Raw genomic sequence first — 20,519 nt, forward strand, 5'->3', positions numbered from 1 at the left:
AAGTTCACCCCAATTACTCGCTTGCCCCGAGCTTTGTTTACTCCTTGAAGCTTCGCACAATGCCAGCGGTATTCCACAGTATCGGCAAGATATTTCTGAAATGCTCCGGATCGGCACTCGTCCAGAACTGCGCCGCACGTGCAGGCTCCTCGGCGAGCAATTCCCGCTCGGCCAATAATCGCTGAAGTTGCCGCGCTACAGCGGCGCCGGTGTCGATCAAACTGATGTCATCGGGGATCATCTGCTTAAGCAACGGCTTTAGGAAAGGGTAATGCGTACAGCCAAGAATTATCGTGTCGCACCCGGCGCCGAGCAGCGGTTCGACATACCTGGCCAGCAATTGGCGCAAGGCCTCGCTGTGCAGATCGCCGTTTTCAATCAGTTCCACCAGGCCGGGGCACGGCTGGGTAATGACTCGCACATCGGTGGCGAATCGGTCGAGCAACGCGGCGAACTTGGCACTTTGCAAAGTGCCGGTGGTGGCGAGCACACCGACCACACCGCTACGGGTGGCAGCCGCGGCCGGTTTGACCGCTGGCTCCATGCCGACGATGGGCCACTCGGGATAATCGCGCCGCAAGTCCGCAACGCCAGCGACCGTTGCCGTGTTGCAGGCCAGCACCAAGGCCTTGGCGCCCTGCTGCTGAAAAAAACCGGCCATCACGCTGCAGCGATGACGGATGAATTCAGGGGTTTTCTCGCCATAGGGAATATTCCCGCAATCGGCGACGTACAGCAGTGATTCGTTGGGCAGCAAACGCTGAATCTCGGCCAGCACCGAAAGCCCACCGACACCGGAGTCGAACACGCCAATCGGCGCTTCACGCATGCTTCGAACCACAGACGCTGCAGCCCGGATCACGCTTGACCCGCAATTCACGAAAGCGCGAGCCCAAGGCATCGATCAACAACAGACGCCCCACCAGCGGCTCGCCGAAACCCACCAGCATCTTCATGGCTTCCAGCGCCTGGAGGCTGCCAACCAGGCCAACCAATGGCCCGACGACACCGGCTTCGCTGCAGGTCAGTTCGGCTTCGCTGCCGTGACCATATAAACAGTGGTAGCACGGACTCTCCGGGCGACGCGGGTCGAACACCGACAACTGACCTTCGAGCCGAATCGCAGCGCCACTGACCAGCGGTTTGCAGGCGGAGACACACGCAGCGTTGACCGCTTCGCGGGTGGAGAAATTGTCGGAACAGTCCAGCACCAGATCCACCGCAGCCACAGCGGCGGCCAGGGAATCTTCGTCCAGCGCGGTGCGATGGGCGATCAACTGAATCTCGGGATTGATTGCAGTCAGTCGGCGAATAGCCGAATCGACCTTGCTCAGGCCGACGCTATCAGTGTCGTGAACGATCTGGCGTTGCAGGTTGGTCAGGTCGACAGTGTCGAAATCCGCCAGATGCAACTCGCCGACGCCGGCGGCGGCCAGATACAGCGCAACCGGCGAGCCGAGGCCGCCGAGACCGACGATCAACACGCGGCTTTCTTTCAGTCGCAACTGGCCGTCGATGTCGACGTGTTGCAACAGAATCTGCCGACTGTAGCGCAACAATTCCTGATCATTCAGCACGGCAGGCGCCCCAGGCTGATACGTTCGTGACCGCCCAGATCGGTGCGGCTGTGGACTTCTTCAAAGCCGCGGGTCAGCAGTAAATCGCGAACCGCAGTGGCTTGATCGTAACCGTGTTCAAGCATCAGCCAACCGCCCGCCTCCAGATAATCCGGCGACTGGGCGACGATCAGACGCAGATCGTCGAGCCCATCGATGCCGGCCACCAAGGCACTGGCCGGCTCGAAGCGCACATCACCTTCTACCAGATGCGGGTCGGCGGAGGCGATGTAAGGTGGATTGCTGATGATCAGCTGAAAACGTTGACCTTCCAGCGCACTGAACCAATGACTGCTTAGCACGGTGGCGTTGTTCAGGTGCAAGCGCTGGCGATTGCGCTCGGCCAGGGCCACGGCTTCGAGCACGCGATCCACGGCGGTCACCTTCCAGGCCGGACGCTCGCTGGCCAGGGCCAACGCAATGGCGCCGCTGCCGGTACCGAGGTCGAGCACCGAGGCGGGTGTGGCCGGCAGCAGTTCCAGCGCAGTCTCCACCAGCAGCTCGGTGTCCGGGCGTGGGATCAGCGTATGCGGCGCCACTTCCAGATCAAGCTTCCAGAAACCTTGCTGACCGAGGATGTAAGCCACTGGCTCACCGCCACGGCGACGTTGCAAATACTCGGAAAATTTAAGCGCCGCTTCGCTTGGAACGATGCGCTCGGGCCAGGTGTGCAGAAAACTGCGGGACTTGCCCAACGCAGCGGCTAGCAACAGTTCGGCATCCAGGCGCGCGGAGGGCGAATCTGGCAGGTCGGCTGCGCGCAACAAACTGGCAATGATCGTCATTTACTCACCTATCGCTGCCAATTGGTCGGCCTGGTATTCGGCGAGCAACGGCTCGATCACCGCATCGACGCCACCCGCGAGGATTTCGTCGAGGGAATACAGCGTCAGGTTGACCCGGTGGTCGGTGACCCGCCCCTGGGCAAAGTTATACGTGCGGATCCGCTCCGAACGATCGCCCGACCCGACCAGCAATTTACGCTCGCTAGCGATAGCGTTCGCGGCGGCGCTGGTCTGCACATCGTTGAGCTTGGCCGACAGCCAGGACATCGCCCGGGCGCGGTTCTTGTGCTGGGAACGTTCTTCCTGGCACTCAACGACGATACCGGACGGCAGGTGAGTGATGCGGATCGCCGAGTCCGTCTTGTTGACGTGCTGACCACCGGCCCCGGAGGATTTGTAGGTATCGATGCGCAAATCCGAGGGATTGATCTCGATCGCTTCCTGTTCGTCCGGCTCGGGCAACACCGCTACGGTGCAGGCCGAGGTGTGGATGCGGCCCTGGGATTCAGTGGCCGGAACCCGTTGTACGCGGTGCGCACCGGATTCGAATTTCAGCTTGCCATAGACGTTATCGCCTTCGACGCGGGCGATGACTTCTTTAAAGCCGCCGTGCTCACCAATGTTCTCCGAGAGGATTTCCACCCGCCAGCCGCGACGCTCGGCGTAACGCGAATACATGCGGAACAGGTCGCCGGAGAAAATCGCCGCTTCGTCACCGCCGGTGCCGGCACGGATTTCGAGGAACACGTTACGCCCATCGTTCGGGTCCTTGGGCAGCAGCATGCGTTGCAGGCTGGCTTCGATGTCGATCAGTTGCTCTTTGGCTTCGCGGACTTCTTCCACGGCCATTTCGCGCATGTCCGGGTCGCTGTCCTTGAGCAGCGCCTGAGCGCCCTCGAGATCGCTTTGTACCTTGAGCAACTGTTTATAGGTTTCGACAATCGGTTCGACTTCCGCGTATTCCTTGGAATAGGTGCGGAATTTGTTCTGATCGGAAATGACTTCGCCGTCGCCAAGCAAGGCGGTCAATTCCTCGAAACGGTCCTGGAGGATGTCCAGCTTATTGAGCAGTGACGCTTTCATTGCGGTTTTTTATCCGAAAAGCTATCCGATGAGCCCTCATTCAGGGCAAAGAGTTCCTGGGCCATGGCCAGCGCATCGAGGCGGCCTTCGGCAGAGAGCTTTTTCAACTGCACGCTCGGTGCGTGCAAGAGTTTGTTGGTCAGGCCCCTCGCCAGTTGCACCAGCACGTCTTCGGCGCTGCTGCCGTTGGCCAGCATTCGCTGGGCCTTCTGCAATTCTTCGTCGCGCATGCGCTCGCTTTGTTGGCGATAGGCCTTGAGCACATCCACCGCCGCCAGTTCACGCAGGCGGACCATGAAATCTTCGGCACCGATCGAGACCATCTCTTCCGCCGCCTGGGCTGCGCCCTGGCGACTCTTGAGGTTCTCGGCGACCACTTCGTGGAGATCGTCGACGCTATAGAGGTAAACGTCGTCCAGTTCGCCGACTTCAGGCTCGATATCCCGGGGGACGGCGATATCTACCATGAAGATCGGCTTGTGCTTGCGCAGTTTCAAGGCGCTTTCCACCGCGCCTTTGCCCAAGATCGGCAACTGGCTGGCGGTGGAACTGATGACGATGTCGCTGCGCACCAATTCCGCCGGGATGTCCGAGAGCAATACCGCGTGGGCGCCGAACTGCTCGGCCAGAATGCTCGCGCGCTCCAGGGTTCGGTTGGCGACGACGATGCGCTTTACACCCAGTTCGTGCAGATGACGGGCGACCAGGGTAATGGTCTCGCCGGCGCCGATCAGCAAGGCCTGGCTGCGTTGCAGGTCACTGAAAATCTGTTTCGCCAGACTGACCGCGGCAAACGCCACGGACACCGGGTTCTCGCCGATGGCAGTGTCGGTGCGCACCTGTTTGGCCGCATTGAACGTGGCCTGGAACAGCCGCCCGAGCAACGGACCGATGGTGCCGGCCTCGCGGGCCACGGCGTAGGCCGATTTCATCTGACCGAGAATCTGCGGTTCGCCCAACACCAGCGAATCAAGCCCGGAGGCCACCCGCATCATGTGACGAACTGCCGCATCATCTTCATGCACATAAGCACTCGCGCGCAGCTCTTCGAGGCTCAAATGGTGATAATCGGCCAGCCAGCGCAATATGATGTCAGCCGAAAGGTGATCCTGTTCTATATAGAGTTCACTGCGATTGCAGGTGGAGAGGATCGCAGCTTCGCGGCTGTCGGTGAGTCGGCAGAGCTGCTGCAAAGCCTCCACCAGCTGCTCAGGGGTAAAGGCCACGCGCTCGCGGACGTCTACTGAAGCAGTCTTGTGGTTAATACCGAGTGCAAGGAAGGCCATTCAAGGTCGCTGATGGTGACGTGAAGCCGGCAATTGTCCTACTTCGACAGAGCCAGAACAACTACCGCTGACTATTGTCCCAATGACCTGCCTCTATAAAGGCGCCAATTGAGTCTCGGTTATGTTTGGCTGAAGGCTTGTGTCATGATGATCCGACCGCAGGTTAGTCGTCCTCTTCCTATATGAATAGATCTTCCGCGTTGCTCCTCGCTTTTGTCTTCCTCAGCGGCTGCCAGGCCTTGGCACCCGTTTCGTCGGACGGTACGCCGCCGGTCGAAGACAGCACTCCGGCCCCTGAAAAGCCCAAGGTTTACAGCTCATTCAGTGAAGAAACCATCTTCAGTCTGTTGAGCGCCGAACTGGCTGGCCAGCGCAATCGTTTCGACATTGCCCTGGACAACTACGTGACCCAGGCAATCAATACTCAGGATCCGGGCATCTCCGAGCGGGCATTCCGTATCGCCGAGTACCTGGGCGCCGATCAGGCTGCCCTGGACACCGCGTTGATCTGGGCGAAAAACGCCCCGCAAGACCTTGAGGCGCAACGGGCCGCTGCCGTGCAACTGGCTCGTGCCGGGCGTTATGACGACTCCATGGTCTATATGGAGAAAGTCCTGCAGGGCAAGGGCGACACGCATTTCGACTTCCTCGCCCTGTCTGCGGCCGATACCGACCAGGACACGCGCAACGGCCTGATGAAAAGTTTTGACCGTTTATTGCAGCGCCACCCGAACAACAGTCAGCTGATTTTCGGCAAAGCCTTGCTGCTGCAACAGGACGGTGACGCCAAGGGTGCGCTGGGCCTGCTGGAAGACAATCCGCCGGATGAAGGCGAAATAGCGCCAATCCTGCTGCGCGCACGCCTGCTGCAGACCCTTAGTCGTGGCGATGAAGCCTTGCCGCTGCTGCAAAAAAGCATCAAGAAATACCCGGACGATAAACGCCTGCGCCTGACTTACGCGCGCATGCTGGTTGAACAGGACCGCATGGACGACGCCAAAGCCGAGTTCTCGAGCCTGGTTCAGCAGTACCCCGAAGACGACGAACTGCGTTATTCCCTGGCGCTGGTCTGCCTGGAAGCCAAGGCCTGGAATGAGGCCAAGGGCTATCTGGAAGACCTGATTGCCCGGGAAAGCCACGTCGATTCGGCGCACTTAAACCTCGGTCGTATCGCTGAAGAGCGCAACGACCCTCAAGGCGCGCTGATCGAGTACGCCCAGGTCGGCCCGGGCAACGATTACCTGCCGGCGCAATTGCGTCAGGCCGATATCCTGATGAGTAACGGCAACACCGCTGAAGCCCAAAAACGCCTGGCTGCGGAGCGCGATGAGCAGCCCGATTACGCGATTCAGTTGTATTTGATCGAAGCCGAAACCTTGTCCGCCAATAAACAGCCCGACAAGGCCTGGAATGTATTGAAGCAAGCCTTGCAGCAATACCCGGACGATCTGAACCTGCTGTACACCCGCGCCATGCAGGCGGAAAAACGCAATGACCTGGCGCAGATGGAAAAAGACCTGCGCCTGATCATCAAACGCGACCCGGACAATGCGATGGCGCTGAACGCCCTCGGTTACACCCTGTCCGACCGTACGACGCGCTACGCCGAAGCCAAGGCCTTGATCGAACAGGCGCACAAGATCAATCCGGAAGACCCGGCGGTACTCGACAGTCTCGGCTGGGTGAACTTCCGCATGGGCAATCTCGACGAAGCCGAACGCCTGCTGCGCCAGGCGCTGGAACGCTTCCCCGATCAGGAAGTCGCCGCGCACCTTGGCGAAGTCCTGTGGGCCAATGGCAAACAGCGGGAAGCCAAACAAATCTGGAGCAAGTTCCTCAAGGAGCAGCCCGACAGCCCCACCCTGCGCGGCACCATCAAGCGCCTGACCGGATCAGAGACTCTTTAAAATTATGTTTTTGCGCCACCTCATTGTTTTCAGCTTCATCGCCCTGCTCGCCGGTTGCGCGGGCTTCGGTGCCCGCGAATCGGTCCAGGGTCAAGGCAACGCGGCCCAATGGCGGGACTACAAACAGCAACTGACCAGCCTCGACGGCTGGCAGATCAACGGCAAGATCGGCATCCGCGCGCCAAAAGATTCAGGCAGCGGCACGCTGTTCTGGTTGCAGCGACAGGATTACTACGACATCCGGCTTTCCGGCCCCTTGGGGCGCGGCGCAGCTCGCTTGACGGGTCATCCGGGCAAAGTCTCACTGGAAGTGGCCAACCAGGGCCGTTATGACGCAACGACGCCAGAGGCGCTGGTCGAAGAACAGCTCGGCTGGAAGTTACCCGTTTCCAACCTGGCCTGGTGGGTTCGCGGGCTCCCGGCGCCGGACAGCAAAAGCCGTCTGACGCTGGATGCCGATAGCCGCTTGGCCAATCTCGAACAGGACGGCTGGCAGGTCGAATACCTGAGTTACGCCGAGCAAAACGGTTATTGGCTGCCCGAGCGGATCAAACTGCACGGCACCGACCTTGATATCACGCTAGTGATCAAGGAATGGCAACCTCGCAAATTGGGGCAGTGAACATGACCGCTCCGCGCTTGACGCTGCCCTCCCCGGCCAAACTCAATCTGATGCTGCACATCCTCGGTCGCCGTGAAGACGGTTATCACGAGTTGCAGACTATTTTTCAGTTTCTCGATTACGGCGATGAAATCACGTTCGCCGTGCGTGACGACGGTGTGATTCGACTGCACACCGAATTCGAAGGCGTTCCTCACGACAGCAATCTGATTGTTCGAGCTGCAAAAAAACTTCAGGAGCAATCCGGTTGTTCGCTCGGCATCGACATCTGGATCGAAAAAATTCTGCCCATGGGCGGTGGAATCGGTGGCGGCAGTTCAAATGCAGCGACGACTTTGCTCGGCCTCAATCATCTTTGGCAATTGGGCTGGGATGAGGATCGACTGGCCGTGCTGGGCCTGACGCTTGGCGCCGACGTCCCGGTTTTCGTGCGTGGACACGCGGCTTTTGCCGAAGGCGTGGGGGAGAAACTGACCCCTGTAGACCCCGAAGAACCGTGGTATCTCGTGCTTGTGCCGCAAGTCTCTGTAAGTACAGCAGAAATTTTTTCAGATCCGTTGTTGACACGTAACTCTTCTCCCATTAAAGTGCGCCCCGTTCCCAAGGGAAACAGTCGAAATGACTGCTTACCGGTGGTAGCAAGGCGTTACCCAGATGTACGTAACGCATTGAATTTGTTAGGTAAATTTACCGAAGCAAAACTCACCGGAACTGGAAGTTGTGTGTTTGGGGGCTTCCCAAGCAAAGCTGAAGCTGATAAAGTCTCGGCCCTTCTTACAGAGACCCTTACAGGGTTTGTAGCAAAGGGAAGCAACGTTTCGATGTTGCATCGCAAGCTGCAAAGTCTGCTCTAAAAGGAACCGAGTACTGGGTACTCGTTGCAACAGATACAGGGGCGTCGCCAAGCGGTAAGGCAGCAGGTTTTGATCCTGCCATGCGTTGGTTCGAATCCAGCCGCCCCTGCCATTTTCTATACTCATCCAGGTTACCCTCAGCCTCTAGGTACTGCGCGTGTCCAAGATGATGGTCTTTACGGGGAACGCTAACCCCGATCTGGCTCGGCGTGTTGTACGTCAGCTGCATATCCCTCTCGGTGACATCTCTGTCGGTAAGTTCTCCGACGGTGAAATTACTGCCGAGATCAATGAAAACGTCCGCGGTAAAGATGTCTTCATTATTCAGCCGACTTGCGCTCCGACAAACGATAACCTGATGGAACTGGTAGTGATGGCTGATGCCTTCCGCCGCTCCTCGGCTACTCGTATCACTGCTGTTATTCCTTACTTTGGTTATGCCCGTCAGGATCGCCGTCCGCGTTCCGCACGTGTGGCTATCAGCGCGAAAGTCGTTGCTGACATGCTTACCGTAGTCGGCATCGACCGTGTTCTCACGGTTGATCTGCATGCTGACCAAATCCAGGGTTTCTTCGATATTCCAGTAGATAACATCTACGGCTCCCCGGTATTGGTGGATGACATTGAAGATCAGCGCTTCGAAAACCTGATGATCGTGTCCCCGGACATTGGTGGCGTCGTGCGTGCACGTGCTGTTGCCAAATCCCTGGGCGTGGATCTCGGGATCATCGACAAACGCCGTGAGAAAGCCAATCACTCTGAAGTGATGCATATCATCGGTGATGTCGAAGGGCGTACCTGTATTCTGGTCGATGACATGGTCGATACCGCCGGCACTCTGTGCCACGCGGCCAAGGCCCTGAAAGAGCATGGCGCTGCCAAGGTTTTCGCCTACTGCACACACCCTGTGCTGTCCGGTCGGGCGATCGAAAACATCGAAAATTCAATGCTGGACGAACTGGTGGTGACTAACACCATCCCGTTGTCCGCTGCTGCTCAAGCCTGCTCGCGTATCCGTCAACTGGATATCGCGCCGGTAGTTGCCGAAGCGGTTCGCCGCATCAGCAACGAAGAATCGATCAGCGCGATGTTCCGTTAAGGGCCCTGCCCTTCTCGACTATCTCGTTGACGAAAAGCGCCCCGCCCCGGCATTCCTGTCGGGGCGGGGCTTTTTTGCCCATATCGCCTTTAGCGCTGGTCGCAAACGCTGGGGCGAATGTGGTTATTTTGGAGATACAACATGAACGATTTTACTCTGAATGCTGAAGTGCGTTCCGACCTGGGGAAAGGTGCGAGCCGCCGCCTGCGTCGTCTCGCAAGCCTGGTACCAGCTGTAGTTTACGGTGGCGAAAAAGCCCCTGAATCCATCAGCATGCTGGCTAAAGAAGTTGCCAAACTGCTCGAAAACGAAGCGGCTTACAGCCACATCATCGAGCTGAACGTTGGCGGCACCAAGCAAAACGTAATCATCAAAGCTCTGCAGCGTCACCCGGCCAAAGGCCACGTGATGCACGCTGACTTCGTACGCGTTGTAGCTGGCCAGAAACTGACCGCTATCGTGCCTGTACACTTTGTTGGTGAAGAAGCTCCGATCAAGAAAGGCGGCGAAGTTTCGCACGTTGTTGCTGAAATCGAAGTTTCGTGCCTGCCAAAAGACCTGCCTGAATTCATCGAAGTCGACCTGGCTAACGCCGAAATCGGTTCGATCATTCACCTGTCTGACCTCAAAGCCCCTAAAGGCGTTGAGTTTGTTGCTCTGGCACACGGCGATGACAAGGCTGTTGCCAACGTCCACGCTCCACGTGTTGCTCCAGAAGCTACTACTGAAGAAGGCGCAGCAGAGTAATTTCACTCTGTTCGTCGGAGTGACCGGAAACATCGCGGACTAGAGCGTAGCGAGAAAGCGGGCGAGAACGCGGAGTTTACATAATGGTAAATGAGCACTTGTCGTCCACTTTCGCCGCACGCACCTGTCGCGGCGATGTTATCCACCACTCCAAGGAAGGGCCCCTATCGTGACTGCCATCAAACTGATCGTTGGCCTGGGAAATCCAGGCGCTGAATACGAACAGACCCGGCATAACGCAGGGGCCCTTTTTGTTGAGCGCATCGCGAACGCACAAGGCGTAAACCTTGTGGCCGATCGCAAATATTTCGGCCTGACCGGGCGCTATTCGCATCAGGGTCAGGATGTTCGTCTGCTGATTCCCACCACCTACATGAACCGCAGCGGCCAGGCCGTCGCGGCACTTGCCGGCTTCTTTCGGATAAAGCCGGAAGAGATTCTGGTGGCGCACGACGAACTCGACCTGCCACCGGGCGTTGCCAAACTCAAACAGGGCGGCGGCCACGGCGGTCACAACGGGTTGCGCGACATCATTGCGCAACTGGGCAATCAGAATACCTTTTACCGCTTGCGGCTTGGCATTGGCCACCCGGGCGTTGCCAGTATGGTTTCAAATTTCGTCCTGGGTCGTGCGCCACGCGCCGAACAGGAAAAACTCGATGCCAGCATCGACTTTGCCCTCGGCGTGCTGCCGGATATCCTCGCCGGTGAATGGAACCGCGCGATGAAAAACCTGCACAGCCAGAAGGCCTGACTCACTCCTCGGGGAAAACACCATGGGATTCAATTGCGGCATCGTCGGCCTGCCTAACGTCGGCAAGTCCACCCTATTCAACGCCTTGACCAAATCCGGGATCGCGGCCGAGAACTTCCCCTTCTGCACCATCGAACCGAACACCGGTATCGTGCCGATGCCGGATCCGCGTCTGGAAGCCCTGGCAGCCATCGTCAATCCCAAGCGCATCCTGCCGACCACCATGGAATTCGTCGACATCGCAGGCCTGGTAGCCGGTGCCTCTAAAGGTGAAGGCCTGGGCAACAAGTTCCTCGCCAACATCCGTGAAACCGATGCCATCGCCCACGTAGTCCGCTGCTTCGAAGACGAGAACGTGATTCACGTCTCCAACAGCGTCGACCCGAAACGCGACATCGAAATCATCGACCTGGAACTGATCTTCGCCGACCTCGACAGCTGCGAGAAGCAACTGCAGAAAGTCGCCCGAAACGCCAAGGGTGGTGACAAGGACGCCGTGGTCCAGAAAGGCCTGCTGGAGCAATTGATCGCTCACTTCACCCTCGGCAAGCCTGCGCGTACGCTGATGAAGACCATGGGCGCCGACGACAAAGCGGTGATTCGTGGTTTCCACCTGCTGACCACCAAGCCGGTCATGTACATCGCCAACGTCGCTGAAGACGGTTTCGAGAACAACCCGCTGCTGGACATCGTCAAAGCCATCGCCGAAGAAGAAGGCGCCATGGTGGTTCCGGTCTGCAACAAGATCGAAGCCGAAATCGCCGAGCTGGAAGACGGTGAAGAGAAAGACATGTTCCTCGAAGCCCTGGGCCTCGAAGAACCTGGCCTGAACCGCGTAATCCGCGCCGGCTACGAAATGCTGCACCTGCAGACCTACTTCACCGCCGGTGTCGAAGAAGTCCGCGCCTGGACCGTCCGCGTGGGTGCTACTGCGCCACAAGCCGCTGGCGTGATCCACACCGACTTCGAAAAAGGCTTCATCCGCGCCGAAGTCATCGCCTACGACGACTTCATCCAGTACAAGGGCGAAGCCGGCACTAAAGAAGCCGGTAAATGGCGTCTGGAAGGCAAGGACTACATCGTTAAAGACGGCGACGTGATGCACTTCCGTTTCAACGTCTAAGTTTTCAAGACGAAGCAGCCACACACAAAAAAGCCGCGTTTGATACGCGGCTTTTTTGTGCCTGAAATAATCTCTCGCTACACCAACAATCTACTGTAGGAGTGAGCCTGCTCGCGATAGCGGTGTATCAGTCACCACCTTCGCTGAAGGTTAGACTGCCATCGCGAGCAGGCTCACTCCTACAGGGGGATTGATGTGGGCTCAGGCCTTTTTGGTTCTTGGCAGGAAGATCGCCAGCACACCGAACAGCGGCAGGAACGAACACAGCAAGTACACGTACTCGATGCCGTGTATATCCGCCAGATGCCCAAGCAACGCCGCACCAATCCCGCCAAAGCCGAACATCAATCCGAAGAACACCCCGGCAATCATTCCGACATTGCCCGGCACCAGTTCCTGCGCATACACCACGATCGCCGAGAATGCTGACGCCAGGATGAAGCCGATCACGACGCTGAGGATGCTGGTCCAGAACAGATCAACGTGAGGCAGGATCAGGGTGAACGGCGCGACGCCAAGGATCGAGAACCAGATCACCGCCTTACGCCCGATCTTGTCGCCGATCGGCCCACCGAAGAAGGTCCCCGCCGCTACCGCTCCGAGAAACAGGAACAGGTGCAACTGTGAACTCGCCACCGACAGGTCGAACTTCTCGATCAGATAGAACGTGAAGTAACTGGTGAAGCTGGCCATGTAGAAATACTTGGAGAACACCAGCAGCCCGAGGACCACCAGTGCACTGATCACGCGGTTCTTTGACAAGCCATGCGTCGCCGCCTGGCCTTGCTTGAGTTTGAACAGACTCAGGTGGTTGGCGTACCAGCGGCTGATCCGATAGAGAACGAACAGCGCAAACACCGCGAACAATCCGAACCAGGCCACATGGCCCTGGCCGAAAGGAATAATGATCGCCGCAGCCAGCAACGGACCGAAGGCCGACCCGGCATTACCGCCGACCTGAAAGGTGGATTGCGCCAGGCCGAATCGCCCGCCCGAGGCCAGCCGCGCCACGCGAGAAGCTTCCGGGTGAAAGGTCGAGGAGCCGATACCGATCAACCCTGCCGCCAGCAAAATCATCGGAAAACTGCCGACCACCGACATCATCAAAATGCCGATCAATGTGCAAACCGTCCCGGCGGGTAGCAGCCAGGGTTTGGGGTGCCGATCGGTGTAGTAACCGACCCAAGGCTGCAACAGCGACGCCGTCAGCTGGAACGTCAACGTGATCAGGCCAACTTGGGTGAAGGTCAGGCCATAGTTGGCCTTGAGCATCGGATAGATCGACGGCAGCACCGACTGGATCAAGTCGTTGATCAAATGCGCCAGCGCCACGGCGCCGATGATGCGCATGACCAAAGGGCTGCTTTGTGAAGTCGCGGATGCCGGCTGCGCGCCGGTCTGGACATTGCTGATAGCCATAAGAGTTTCCGTACAACAGATGGGTGCACACGGGCAGGTGCGTCAATGTGCCATTTTTCGGTGCAGCAGCGCCATCCCCTTAGCCTGCTAACGACCTCGGTTTTCATCGCTGAAAAGGTGATAGCGCAACGCCATGGTCTGAATCTTGCCTTGGTAATCCGCTTCAACGCGGCCCCTTACAAAGGGGACCGAGAATGGGAAGTTTCGCTACAGAGCCGGCCTACAGAGCTGGCGAGGGTGAACTTTCGAGGCCTTTTAAAAGGGCACAGGTCGCGGCCGCAACGGTTGCGACGCACGCCAATGGCGCGTGGTGTCCAGAGGAGTGGGGCATGCAGGCTTTTTTATCACCGGGGATCGGGTTGCTGGGGCGGTTTGGCTTCGCACGCAAATTTCAGCTGTTGTTTCTGCTGTTTATCCTGCCGCTGACGGGCAGTCTGTGGATGATCGGTCAGGACTATCGCGACAAACTGAACCTGATCTCCGGCGAACGGGCCGGGGTTCGGCAACTGCTCGCCCTGGATGCTCTGGATAACCTGCTCGCCGCCCAGCGTGACCGCGCGGCTCGCTGGCGCGCCACGGAAACCAATCGTCAGCCGACCCCCGCGACGATCGCGGCGATGGCTGCTTTCGATACGGTTCAGCCAGCCGTCGCCCAAGCCACCTCGGACCTCGGCAACGCACTGCAAACCGAAGGCGCCGAGAGCGAAACCCTGGCCCGTTATCAAGCCCTGCAAACCGCCCTCAACGGCCTGGACTCGAAAAGCCTGAGCAGCGTCGGTTGGTGGCCGGACGGTTACGATCGTTTCACCAATGCCTTGAGTGCCCTGCAAGCCTTGCGCGAGCAGATCGCCATGGACAATCGCCTGACGCTGGCGCCGTGGCTGGAAACCTATCTGCTGACCCAGATCTCCACGCAGCACGCACCAGACCTGATTGAACGAGTCGGCCGTCTCGCCAGCGTCGGCCAGGCATCAGTGGTATCCGGACAGTTCACCCTGCAAAGCCGTCTGCAATTGCGCGACTTGCGCAGCCGCATCGGCGATGCCCGGGAGCAACTGGTCAAAACCGCAAGCCTGCTGGAAGCGCGACTGCCCAGCGCGTTGCAAGCCTGGGCCGGGCAATACCATGACAGCCTCAAGCACCTGGACGCCGAGCTGAAAGTCCTCGATGACGGCGTGTTCGGCGGCAGCATCAAGCTCAAGCCGGAAGAGTTCGAACGCAGCCTCGACGCCCTGCTCACCGACCTCTCTTCGCTGCGTCAGCAGTCGTTGGTGTCGCTGGATCAGCGTCTGGACTATTACCACGGCTCTGCCATCCGTCAGTTCATCCTGGTAGCGACCATTTTTGGCTGCCTGCTGCTGGCCGCGCTGTACCTGTTCATCTGCTTGCAGGCCTCGATCCATCGCAGCGCCAGCGGCATTACCCTACTGGCCGAAGCCTTGCGCGACGGCAATCTGAGTCTGCAAGTACCGGTGCATGGCCGCGACGAACTGGCCGCCATCAGCACCTCCCTCAACGTCGCGGTGGTGCAACTGCGCAACAGCCTGCTGGGGGTCGATCATGAAACCTTGCAGCTGAGCAACGCGGTGCGCACCCTCAACCATCACTCCAGCGGTGCCCTTGGGGAAGTCGAAGCCCAGCAGTTGCAGATCAGCCAGATCGCCGCGGCAGCCACGCAATTGGCCGCGACCTCTCAAGGGGTCGCCCAGAGTTGCGAACAGGCCTCTGGCAGCGCTCAGCACACCCAGCGCATCGCTGCCGACAGCAGCCGTGACAGCCAGCGTACGACGGCGAGCATTCAGCAACTCAATCAGCGCTTGAACGACACCGCTGCAGCACTGGGCCGGGTCAGTGAGCAAGGGCAGCAGATTCAATTGGTGGTGGACACCATTCGCGGGGTTGCCGAGCAGACGAATCTATTGGCACTTAACGCCGCCATCGAGGCCGCGCGCGCGGGTGAACAAGGTCGTGGCTTTGCAGTGGTGGCCGATGAAGTGCGCAGCCTGTCGCAACGCACCCAGTCCTCCACCGCGCAGATTGCCGGCACTGTCGACAGCCTGCGCAGCACCGTAAACGAAGCGGTGAGCCTGATGGAAGCCGCTTGCGGCCAGGCTCAGTCCGACGCCCTGGCCGTCACTGGCCTCGGCGAACGCCTGGGGGAAATTGCCAGTGCCGTGCAGGGCGTCACCGACACCCTGGCGCAGATCGCCACAGCGGTCGACGAGCAAGCGACCACCGCCGACGAGGTCAGCGGCAATATCCAGCAAGTCGATCAGGCGGCGGTACGCTTGCTCGAAGGCGCGCGGGCGGTGAACCTGGCAGCGGACACCTTGAGCCAGGGCAGCAAGGCCTTGAGCGCCAATACCGGGAGATTTCAGCTCAGTTGACACCCTCCCCTGGCCCGTTTTTTTGGGTCAGGCGGATAAGCGGTTGAAAGCGTAGAGAAATATTTTAGATTTACGCTTGACACATCTCTGTTACGAGCCAATAATGCGCGCCACTTGGCTACATAGCTCAGTTGGTTAGAGCATAGCATTCATAATGCTGGGGTCCGGGGTTCAAGTCCCTGTGTAGCCACCAAGTACTAAAAACGGCTTACCGAAAGGTAGGCCGTTTTTTTATGCCTCGAGAAAAGTGCTCCCGGCCCACAGGGAGGTTACTGCCCACTCTTTGCGGTTCTCTCCTACAGTTAATGCCAACGCTTTAACGCAGAGAGACCACCCTATGCACTGGGGCCTGGACGAAATCATTCTGTTTTTCATCGTGGTCGCCATCTTCTGCGTGGTGCTGGAGCTCGCTTTTCGTCTCGGCCGTCATCACCGGGCCCACAGCAACGATTCGACCCGATCCCACCTCACCGTTTTGCAAACCGCCCTCCTCGGTCTGCTCGCGCTGTTGCTGGGTTTCAACTTCGCCATGGCCACCTCACGTTTCGAAGCGCGCAAAACACTGATTCAAGAGGAAGTCACGGTGATCGGAGCAACCTATCTTCGAACGAAGTTGTTGCCGTCCGATCTGCGCGGGAAGATGTCGGCGCTGCTCAAGGATTATGTCTCGGCGCGGATTGAATTCATGCGCGCCGGCACGGACGAGAAACTGCTGAAGTTGGCCAGCGAATCGTCCCGGACGATTGAAGACCAGTTATGGAGTCTGGCTGCCGCCGCCGAGGCCCAGAGCGAAACGACAACAACCATGAACCTGGTGATCCAGTCGTTGACCGACGTCTACAACGTCAATGAAAAACGTCGCGCGGCCCTGGACAATCATGTCCCGGCAACCGTGATCAATCTGCTGTTTGTCGTGGCCATCGGCGCGTTGGGTTTTATCGCTTACAGCTATGGTCTGGGCCACCGTCGACGGCACGGTTCGACGACCCTCTTCGCGATCCTGATTGCCATGGTCTTCACCCTCATCCTCGACCTGGATCAACCCCGCAGCGGCTTCATCCGCGTCGGCGAAGAAAGCATGCTGCGGTTGCAGGAAGATTTGAACCGCATGAGTTCGGGCAACGAGAGGCCACGTCCCCGTCAATCACGTCAGGAGCGAATTGCCAGCAATGCTGACAACGCACGCTCCCAAATCTGCCAGGTGCGCAGCCAGACCATCGCCTGCCAGTCGCTGTCGGCGGGATAGAACTGCTCAACCAGATTCAGTTTGATCCCGCGCCCCACGGCATCACTCGGATTGCCAAACAGATGCAGCCAGTGATCATCGCGCAGGTGACGATGAACCTCGGCGCCGGGATACGTCCCGCACTCGATCACAAACGGCATCAACCACACGTGCGGCAGCGCGTTGATCAACGCCTGCGAGGTGTAGCCGGTGGCCGTGGCGGCAACGCCGGTTTCGCTCAGCGTGTCGGCGCCCGTGTGCAAGGTATAGAGCCAGGGACCATAAATCGCCTGCGCATCTGCAAGTGCGGGATACGCAGACTCGGTAATGGTCAGCAACATCGGATGCCCGTACTCCCCGGCGCCGGTGTGCAAGTCGAAACACATCGCCACTTCTGCATGGGAAACATGTTTTTGAAGGATCTGATGCAACGTGCGGTTCGACCAGCTCGGTGCCAGTCCGCCATAAAACAAACCATCGGGATGCCGGTGCTGGCCGCCCTCGACAATCGACATCACCGCTGGCCAACCGTGTTCGGTGATCTGTTCGTCGAGCAAGGCGTCGGCGCGATCACGCTCCGGGCCGTGCAACTGCGTGCAGGCATAGATTTCATGCAGCGCTGTGTAGGCCTGATTATCTGGCAATGCGTGGTCGAAGTTCAGGTGATTGCGGTTCAGGTCGATGTTGTCTTCGTTGACCCGACGCAGCCACGCAGTGCCCCAGGGATTGATCAGATGGATCATCACCACCGCGACATCGGCCGGCAGCGTACGCTTGCCCAACTCCTGCAACCATTTGATCTGACATCCCGAACCATAGAAGCCTTCGACGCCATGAGTGCCACTCAGCGCAATCAGCAAGCGCTTGGCGCCCGGATCACCCAGCACGGCCACATCGGTGCTCAACGGCTCACCGAACGGCCCTTTGAGTGGATGGGGGTACTCGGTCAACGTCGCACCGGCCGCGGTCGCGGCGGCCAGGAATTGATCACGCTGGGTGCGGTAACTTGGCTGGGTGGGGAACTCGGTCTGCATGTCTGCCTCTTGTTGATCTTATGGCCAGTCTGTTGCCCTCGACCCTACAGAAAATCCGTGGAGTCATGAAGGGCAAAAGCATCTTTGCTGTAGGCCTTGGTTTGCGTCACTTCGTTTCGGCCGATAAAGTCCCCTGATCTTTCCCACGGACGGAGTGCCCCCCACGTGTTCTCAGCCTTCCACTTGAGCCGCTATCGCCTGTCAGCCCTTTCGCTGATCGCCGCTGCTTTAACCCTCGCAGCCTGTAGCGCCCCGACCACTTCCACGCTGCCTGTCGCGCCAGAAGTCGCGTCCGGTTATCGCGCCGACCTGCAGACCCAATACGCCTCAAAACACATGGCGGCCGCGGCCAATCCGCTGGCGTCCGAGGCCGGGCGGGAGATGTTGCGCCAGGGCGGTTCGGCAATCGATGCCGCGATTGCGATGCAGGCCGTACTGACCCTGGTCGAGCCGCAATCCTCGGGCATTGGTGGTGGTGCGTTGATCGTGCTCTGGGATGGTAAGGCGGTACGCACTTATGACGGTCGCGAAACCGCTCCAGCCGGCGCCACCGAGAAACTTTTCCTGCAAGCCGACGGCAAACCGATGCCGTTCACCCAGGCGCAGATTGGCGGTCGTTCGGTGGGGACACCGGGCGTGTTACGAGCGCTTGAATTGGCCCATCAGAAACACGGTCGTCTGCCGTGGGCGCAACTGTTCGAACCGGCGATCAAACTCGCGGAGCAAGGCTTCGCCATCTCGCCACGCCTTCACCAGTTGATCGCCTCGGACTCGTCCATTCGACGCTCGCCGGACATGGCGGCCTACTTCCTGAATGCCGATGGCAGCCCGAAAGCCGCAGGCACGCCACTGAAAAACCCGGCACTGGCCGCCGTGTTCAAACGCATCGCCAAGGAAGGACCGGATGCGTTGTACAAAGGCCCCGTCGCACAAGAGATCGTCGCCAAGGTTCAGGGCCACGCCAACCCCGGCAGCCTGTCGCTGAACGACCTCAAAGGCTACAGCGCCAAGGAGCGCGCGCCGCTGTGCACCAACTACAAACGCTGGCAGGTCTGCGGCATGCCGCCACCGTCATCAGGCGGGATCGCCGTGGCGCAGATCCTCGGCACCTTGCAGGCCTTGGAAACCCGTGACCCGCGTTTTGCCCTGGTACCGCTAAAACCGGTCAAGACAAACAAACCTGCGGGCATCGAACCAGCGCCTGAAGCCGTGCACCTGATCTCCGAGGCCGAACGCCTGGCCTACGCCGACCGCGCGCTGTATGTGGCCGACGCAGATTTCGTGCCCGTTCCCGTCAAAGGTCTGGTGGACCCTGCTTATCTGGCCGACCGCGCGGCGCTGATCGGCGATCGCAGCATGGGCACGGCCAAACCCGGCACCCCGCCAGGCATCCAGGTCGCCTACGCACCGGACCGCTCGCCGCTGCGCATCTCCACCTCGCAAGTGGTGGCGGTGGATGACGAAGGCGGCGCCGTGTCGATGACCACCACCGTGGAGTCCGCGTTTGGCTCACACCTGATGGTTCAGGGTTTCCTGCTCAACAACCAGATGACCGACTTCTCGTTCATCCCGGAAGAAAACGGCCAGAAGGTTGCCAACCGCGTCGAACCCGGCAAACGCCCACGCTCGTCCATGGCACCGACCCTGATCTTCGACCGCCAGAGCGGCGAATTCCTCGCCACCATCGGTTCCCCCGGCGGCTCGCAAATCATCGAGTACGTCGCCAAATCCACCATCGGCCTGCTCGACTGGAACCTCGACCCACAAGCCGCCATCAGCCTGCCCAACTTCGGCAGCCGCAACGGCCCGACCGAACTGGAACAGGGGCAGTTCAGCTCGGGACTGATTCAGGCGCTGAAGGACAAAGGGCACAGCGTGAACGAGATCGATATGACCAGCGGGACTCAGGCAATTGTCCGGGTCAAGGATGCACAGGGGAAAACGTCGTTGGCGGGCGGGGCCGATCCGCGGCGTGAGGGGGCAGCGTTGGGGGATTGAGTCGTACGTGGGAATGAGCAAGGGTTTACCGGGAGGTAGGCCCTTTTTTATGCCTGACTAATCCTGATCGCTCGCTTCACGCAGCCTTTTCCTACCCGCAAATGACTGCTTCTTGGATAAAGTTTGAAGATCAGTTTTTCCCAATTCCGCGTCAGCCCCAGCTCATCAAATCAGCTGTCGGCAGTGCTTGATTACAGAAGTCGAACTTGCCCCTCCGCACATCGGATGCGCCTCCACAGACTTGCATCAGTCCCACCACGGGACTAGGATCACTCCATGAGAATCATCGCTATCAGTCAGCTGAAAAGATTTTGGGAGAAACACCCGGATTCGGAGCAATCCTTTCTGGCCTGGATTGATGAGGCAAAGAATGCTGAGTGGAAAGCACCAACGGACATAAAGGCGCACTTTGCTACCGCCAGTATTCTCAAAAGCCGTAGGGTCGTGTTCAACATCAAGGGCAATGACTTTCGGCTGGTAGTCGCTGTGGCCTATCGCTTCGGCGCCGTATACATAAAATTTGTCGGCACTCACAAGCAGTACGACGCGATCGACGCTAATACCGTCGAGATGGAGTAAC

General features: G+C 59.0%; 18 protein-coding genes and 2 tRNA genes. 13 read left to right on the forward strand and 7 right to left on the reverse strand.

Features of this window, described 5'->3' with window-relative positions:
* Nucleotides 1-37 precede the first annotated feature (37 nt).
* The 5 genes from murI to hemA are packed head-to-tail and all read right to left on the reverse strand — an operon-like array spanning nt 38 to nt 4,770.
* Nucleotides 38-829: a glutamate racemase gene (gene murI, locus QF010_RS16650; protein ID WP_429533535.1), complete on the reverse strand. Its 792-nt coding sequence runs from the start codon at nt 827-829 to the stop codon at nt 38-40.
* Nucleotides 822-1,577 (reverse strand): molybdopterin-synthase adenylyltransferase MoeB, encoded by a 756-nt coding sequence (locus QF010_RS16655; RefSeq protein WP_033061256.1) that lies wholly within the window; start codon nt 1,575-1,577, stop codon nt 822-824. Before QF010_RS16655 ends, murI begins: the two co-directional genes overlap by 8 nt.
* On the reverse strand, nt 1,571-2,401 hold the full coding sequence (prmC, locus tag QF010_RS16660) for a peptide chain release factor N(5)-glutamine methyltransferase (protein ID WP_429533536.1): 831 nt from the start codon (nt 2,399-2,401) through the stop codon (nt 1,571-1,573). Before prmC ends, QF010_RS16655 begins: the two co-directional genes overlap by 7 nt.
* Nucleotides 2,402-3,484, reverse strand: coding sequence for a peptide chain release factor 1 (gene prfA, locus QF010_RS16665; protein WP_033061252.1), 1,083 nt, complete (start codon nt 3,482-3,484; stop codon nt 2,402-2,404).
* A complete protein-coding gene (hemA, locus tag QF010_RS16670) occupies nt 3,481-4,770 on the reverse strand; it encodes a glutamyl-tRNA reductase (RefSeq protein ID WP_033061251.1) in 1,290 nt (429 codons plus the stop codon). Before hemA ends, prfA begins: the two co-directional genes overlap by 4 nt.
* A gap of 182 nt (nt 4,771-4,952) precedes the next feature.
* On the opposite strand from hemA, the gene QF010_RS16675 reads away from it, so the two are divergent.
* The 8 genes from QF010_RS16675 to ychF all read left to right on the forward strand — a co-directional run bounded on the left by QF010_RS16675 (nt 4,953) and on the right by ychF (nt 11,876).
* The gene (locus QF010_RS16675) at nt 4,953-6,677 is read left to right on the forward strand and encodes a tetratricopeptide repeat protein (RefSeq protein WP_033061249.1); all 1,725 of its coding nucleotides are present in this window, start codon (nt 4,953-4,955) and stop codon (nt 6,675-6,677) included.
* Nucleotides 6,678-6,681: 4 nt separating this feature from the next.
* Nucleotides 6,682-7,299 carry a lipoprotein insertase outer membrane protein LolB gene (lolB, locus tag QF010_RS16680; RefSeq protein WP_033061248.1) on the forward strand — a complete coding sequence of 206 codons (618 nt, stop codon included), beginning with the start codon at nt 6,682-6,684 and terminating at the stop codon, nt 7,297-7,299.
* A 2-nt stretch (nt 7,300-7,301) separates the two neighbouring features.
* Nucleotides 7,302-8,153, forward strand: coding sequence for a 4-(cytidine 5'-diphospho)-2-C-methyl-D-erythritol kinase (gene ispE / locus QF010_RS16685; RefSeq protein ID WP_429533550.1), 852 nt, complete (start codon nt 7,302-7,304; stop codon nt 8,151-8,153).
* 37 nt (nt 8,154-8,190) lie between these two features.
* Nucleotides 8,191-8,265 (forward strand) — tRNA-Gln (locus QF010_RS16690).
* 45 nt (nt 8,266-8,310) lie between these two features.
* On the forward strand, nt 8,311-9,252 hold the full coding sequence (locus QF010_RS16695) for a ribose-phosphate pyrophosphokinase (RefSeq protein WP_003208392.1): 942 nt from the start codon (nt 8,311-8,313) through the stop codon (nt 9,250-9,252).
* Nucleotides 9,253-9,393: 141 nt separating this feature from the next.
* Nucleotides 9,394-9,999, forward strand: a complete 606-nt coding sequence (locus tag QF010_RS16700) for a 50S ribosomal protein L25/general stress protein Ctc (RefSeq protein WP_033061244.1) — start codon at nt 9,394-9,396, stop codon at nt 9,997-9,999.
* Nucleotides 10,000-10,168: 169 nt separating this feature from the next.
* A complete protein-coding gene (pth, locus tag QF010_RS16705; RefSeq protein WP_008037207.1) occupies nt 10,169-10,753 on the forward strand; it encodes an aminoacyl-tRNA hydrolase in 585 nt (194 codons plus the stop codon).
* A 22-nt stretch (nt 10,754-10,775) separates the two neighbouring features.
* Nucleotides 10,776-11,876: a redox-regulated ATPase YchF gene (gene ychF, locus QF010_RS16710; RefSeq protein ID WP_008153431.1), complete on the forward strand. Its 1,101-nt coding sequence runs from the start codon at nt 10,776-10,778 to the stop codon at nt 11,874-11,876.
* Between the two features lie 201 nt (nt 11,877-12,077).
* Here ychF and QF010_RS16715 read toward each other — a convergent pair whose 3' ends face one another.
* A complete protein-coding gene (locus QF010_RS16715) occupies nt 12,078-13,295 on the reverse strand; it encodes an MFS transporter (protein ID WP_123365631.1) in 1,218 nt (405 codons plus the stop codon).
* Nucleotides 13,296-13,624: 329 nt separating this feature from the next.
* On the opposite strand from QF010_RS16715, the gene QF010_RS16720 reads away from it, so the two are divergent.
* From QF010_RS16720 to QF010_RS16730, 3 genes are all read left to right on the forward strand, one after another.
* The gene (locus QF010_RS16720) at nt 13,625-15,682 is read left to right on the forward strand and encodes a methyl-accepting chemotaxis protein (RefSeq protein WP_429533537.1); all 2,058 of its coding nucleotides are present in this window, start codon (nt 13,625-13,627) and stop codon (nt 15,680-15,682) included.
* A 116-nt stretch (nt 15,683-15,798) separates the two neighbouring features.
* Nucleotides 15,799-15,875: transfer RNA gene (locus tag QF010_RS16725), tRNA-Met, on the forward strand.
* A 144-nt stretch (nt 15,876-16,019) separates the two neighbouring features.
* Nucleotides 16,020-16,928 (forward strand): bestrophin-like domain, encoded by a 909-nt coding sequence (locus tag QF010_RS16730; protein WP_429533538.1) that lies wholly within the window; start codon nt 16,020-16,022, stop codon nt 16,926-16,928.
* Here the strand turns inward: QF010_RS16730 and QF010_RS16735 are convergent.
* Nucleotides 16,832-17,941, reverse strand: a complete 1,110-nt coding sequence (locus QF010_RS16735) for a DUF2817 domain-containing protein (RefSeq protein WP_429533539.1) — start codon at nt 17,939-17,941, stop codon at nt 16,832-16,834. The genes QF010_RS16730 and QF010_RS16735 overlap by 97 nt on opposite strands.
* A gap of 165 nt (nt 17,942-18,106) precedes the next feature.
* On the opposite strand from QF010_RS16735, the gene ggt reads away from it, so the two are divergent.
* Entirely contained in the window at nt 18,107-19,939 is a 1,833-nt protein-coding gene (gene ggt / locus QF010_RS16740; RefSeq protein ID WP_429533540.1) for a gamma-glutamyltransferase, read from the forward strand.
* Nucleotides 19,940-20,215: 276 nt separating this feature from the next.
* Complete coding sequence (locus tag QF010_RS16745) at nt 20,216-20,518, forward strand: type II toxin-antitoxin system HigB family toxin (RefSeq protein ID WP_033061237.1); 303 nt, start codon at nt 20,216-20,218, stop codon at nt 20,516-20,518.
* Nucleotide 20,519: the final 1 nt, after the last annotated feature.

The sequence above is a fragment of the Pseudomonas silensiensis genome, assembly GCF_050434865.1.
Taxonomy (GTDB): domain Bacteria; phylum Pseudomonadota; class Gammaproteobacteria; order Pseudomonadales; family Pseudomonadaceae; genus Aquipseudomonas; species Aquipseudomonas fluorescens_W.

Excerpts from the sequence above, each read along its gene's own strand:
- lolB (WP_033061248.1), top strand. The coding sequence starts at position 6,682 with ATGTTTTTGCGCCACCTCATTGTTTTCAGCTTCATCGCCCTGCTCGCC.
- QF010_RS16715 (WP_123365631.1), bottom strand. The coding sequence starts at position 13,295 with ATGGCTATCAGCAATGTCCAGACCGGCGCGCAGCCGGCATCCGCGACT.
- hemA (WP_033061251.1), bottom strand. The coding sequence starts at position 4,770 with ATGGCCTTCCTTGCACTCGGTATTAACCACAAGACTGCTTCAGTAGAC.
- QF010_RS16730 (WP_429533538.1), top strand. The coding sequence starts at position 16,020 with ATGCACTGGGGCCTGGACGAAATCATTCTGTTTTTCATCGTGGTCGCC.
- QF010_RS16735 (WP_429533539.1), bottom strand. The coding sequence starts at position 17,941 with ATGCAGACCGAGTTCCCCACCCAGCCAAGTTACCGCACCCAGCGTGAT.
- QF010_RS16720 (WP_429533537.1), top strand. The coding sequence starts at position 13,625 with ATGCAGGCTTTTTTATCACCGGGGATCGGGTTGCTGGGGCGGTTTGGC.
- prmC (WP_429533536.1), bottom strand. The coding sequence starts at position 2,401 with ATGACGATCATTGCCAGTTTGTTGCGCGCAGCCGACCTGCCAGATTCG.
- QF010_RS16675 (WP_033061249.1), top strand. The coding sequence starts at position 4,953 with ATGAATAGATCTTCCGCGTTGCTCCTCGCTTTTGTCTTCCTCAGCGGC.
- ispE (WP_429533550.1), top strand. The coding sequence starts at position 7,302 with ATGACCGCTCCGCGCTTGACGCTGCCCTCCCCGGCCAAACTCAATCTG.
- murI (WP_429533535.1), bottom strand. The coding sequence starts at position 829 with ATGCGTGAAGCGCCGATTGGCGTGTTCGACTCCGGTGTCGGTGGGCTT.
- QF010_RS16745 (WP_033061237.1), top strand. The coding sequence starts at position 20,216 with ATGAGAATCATCGCTATCAGTCAGCTGAAAAGATTTTGGGAGAAACAC.
- prfA (WP_033061252.1), bottom strand. The coding sequence starts at position 3,484 with ATGAAAGCGTCACTGCTCAATAAGCTGGACATCCTCCAGGACCGTTTC.
- QF010_RS16700 (WP_033061244.1), top strand. The coding sequence starts at position 9,394 with ATGAACGATTTTACTCTGAATGCTGAAGTGCGTTCCGACCTGGGGAAA.
- ychF (WP_008153431.1), top strand. The coding sequence starts at position 10,776 with ATGGGATTCAATTGCGGCATCGTCGGCCTGCCTAACGTCGGCAAGTCC.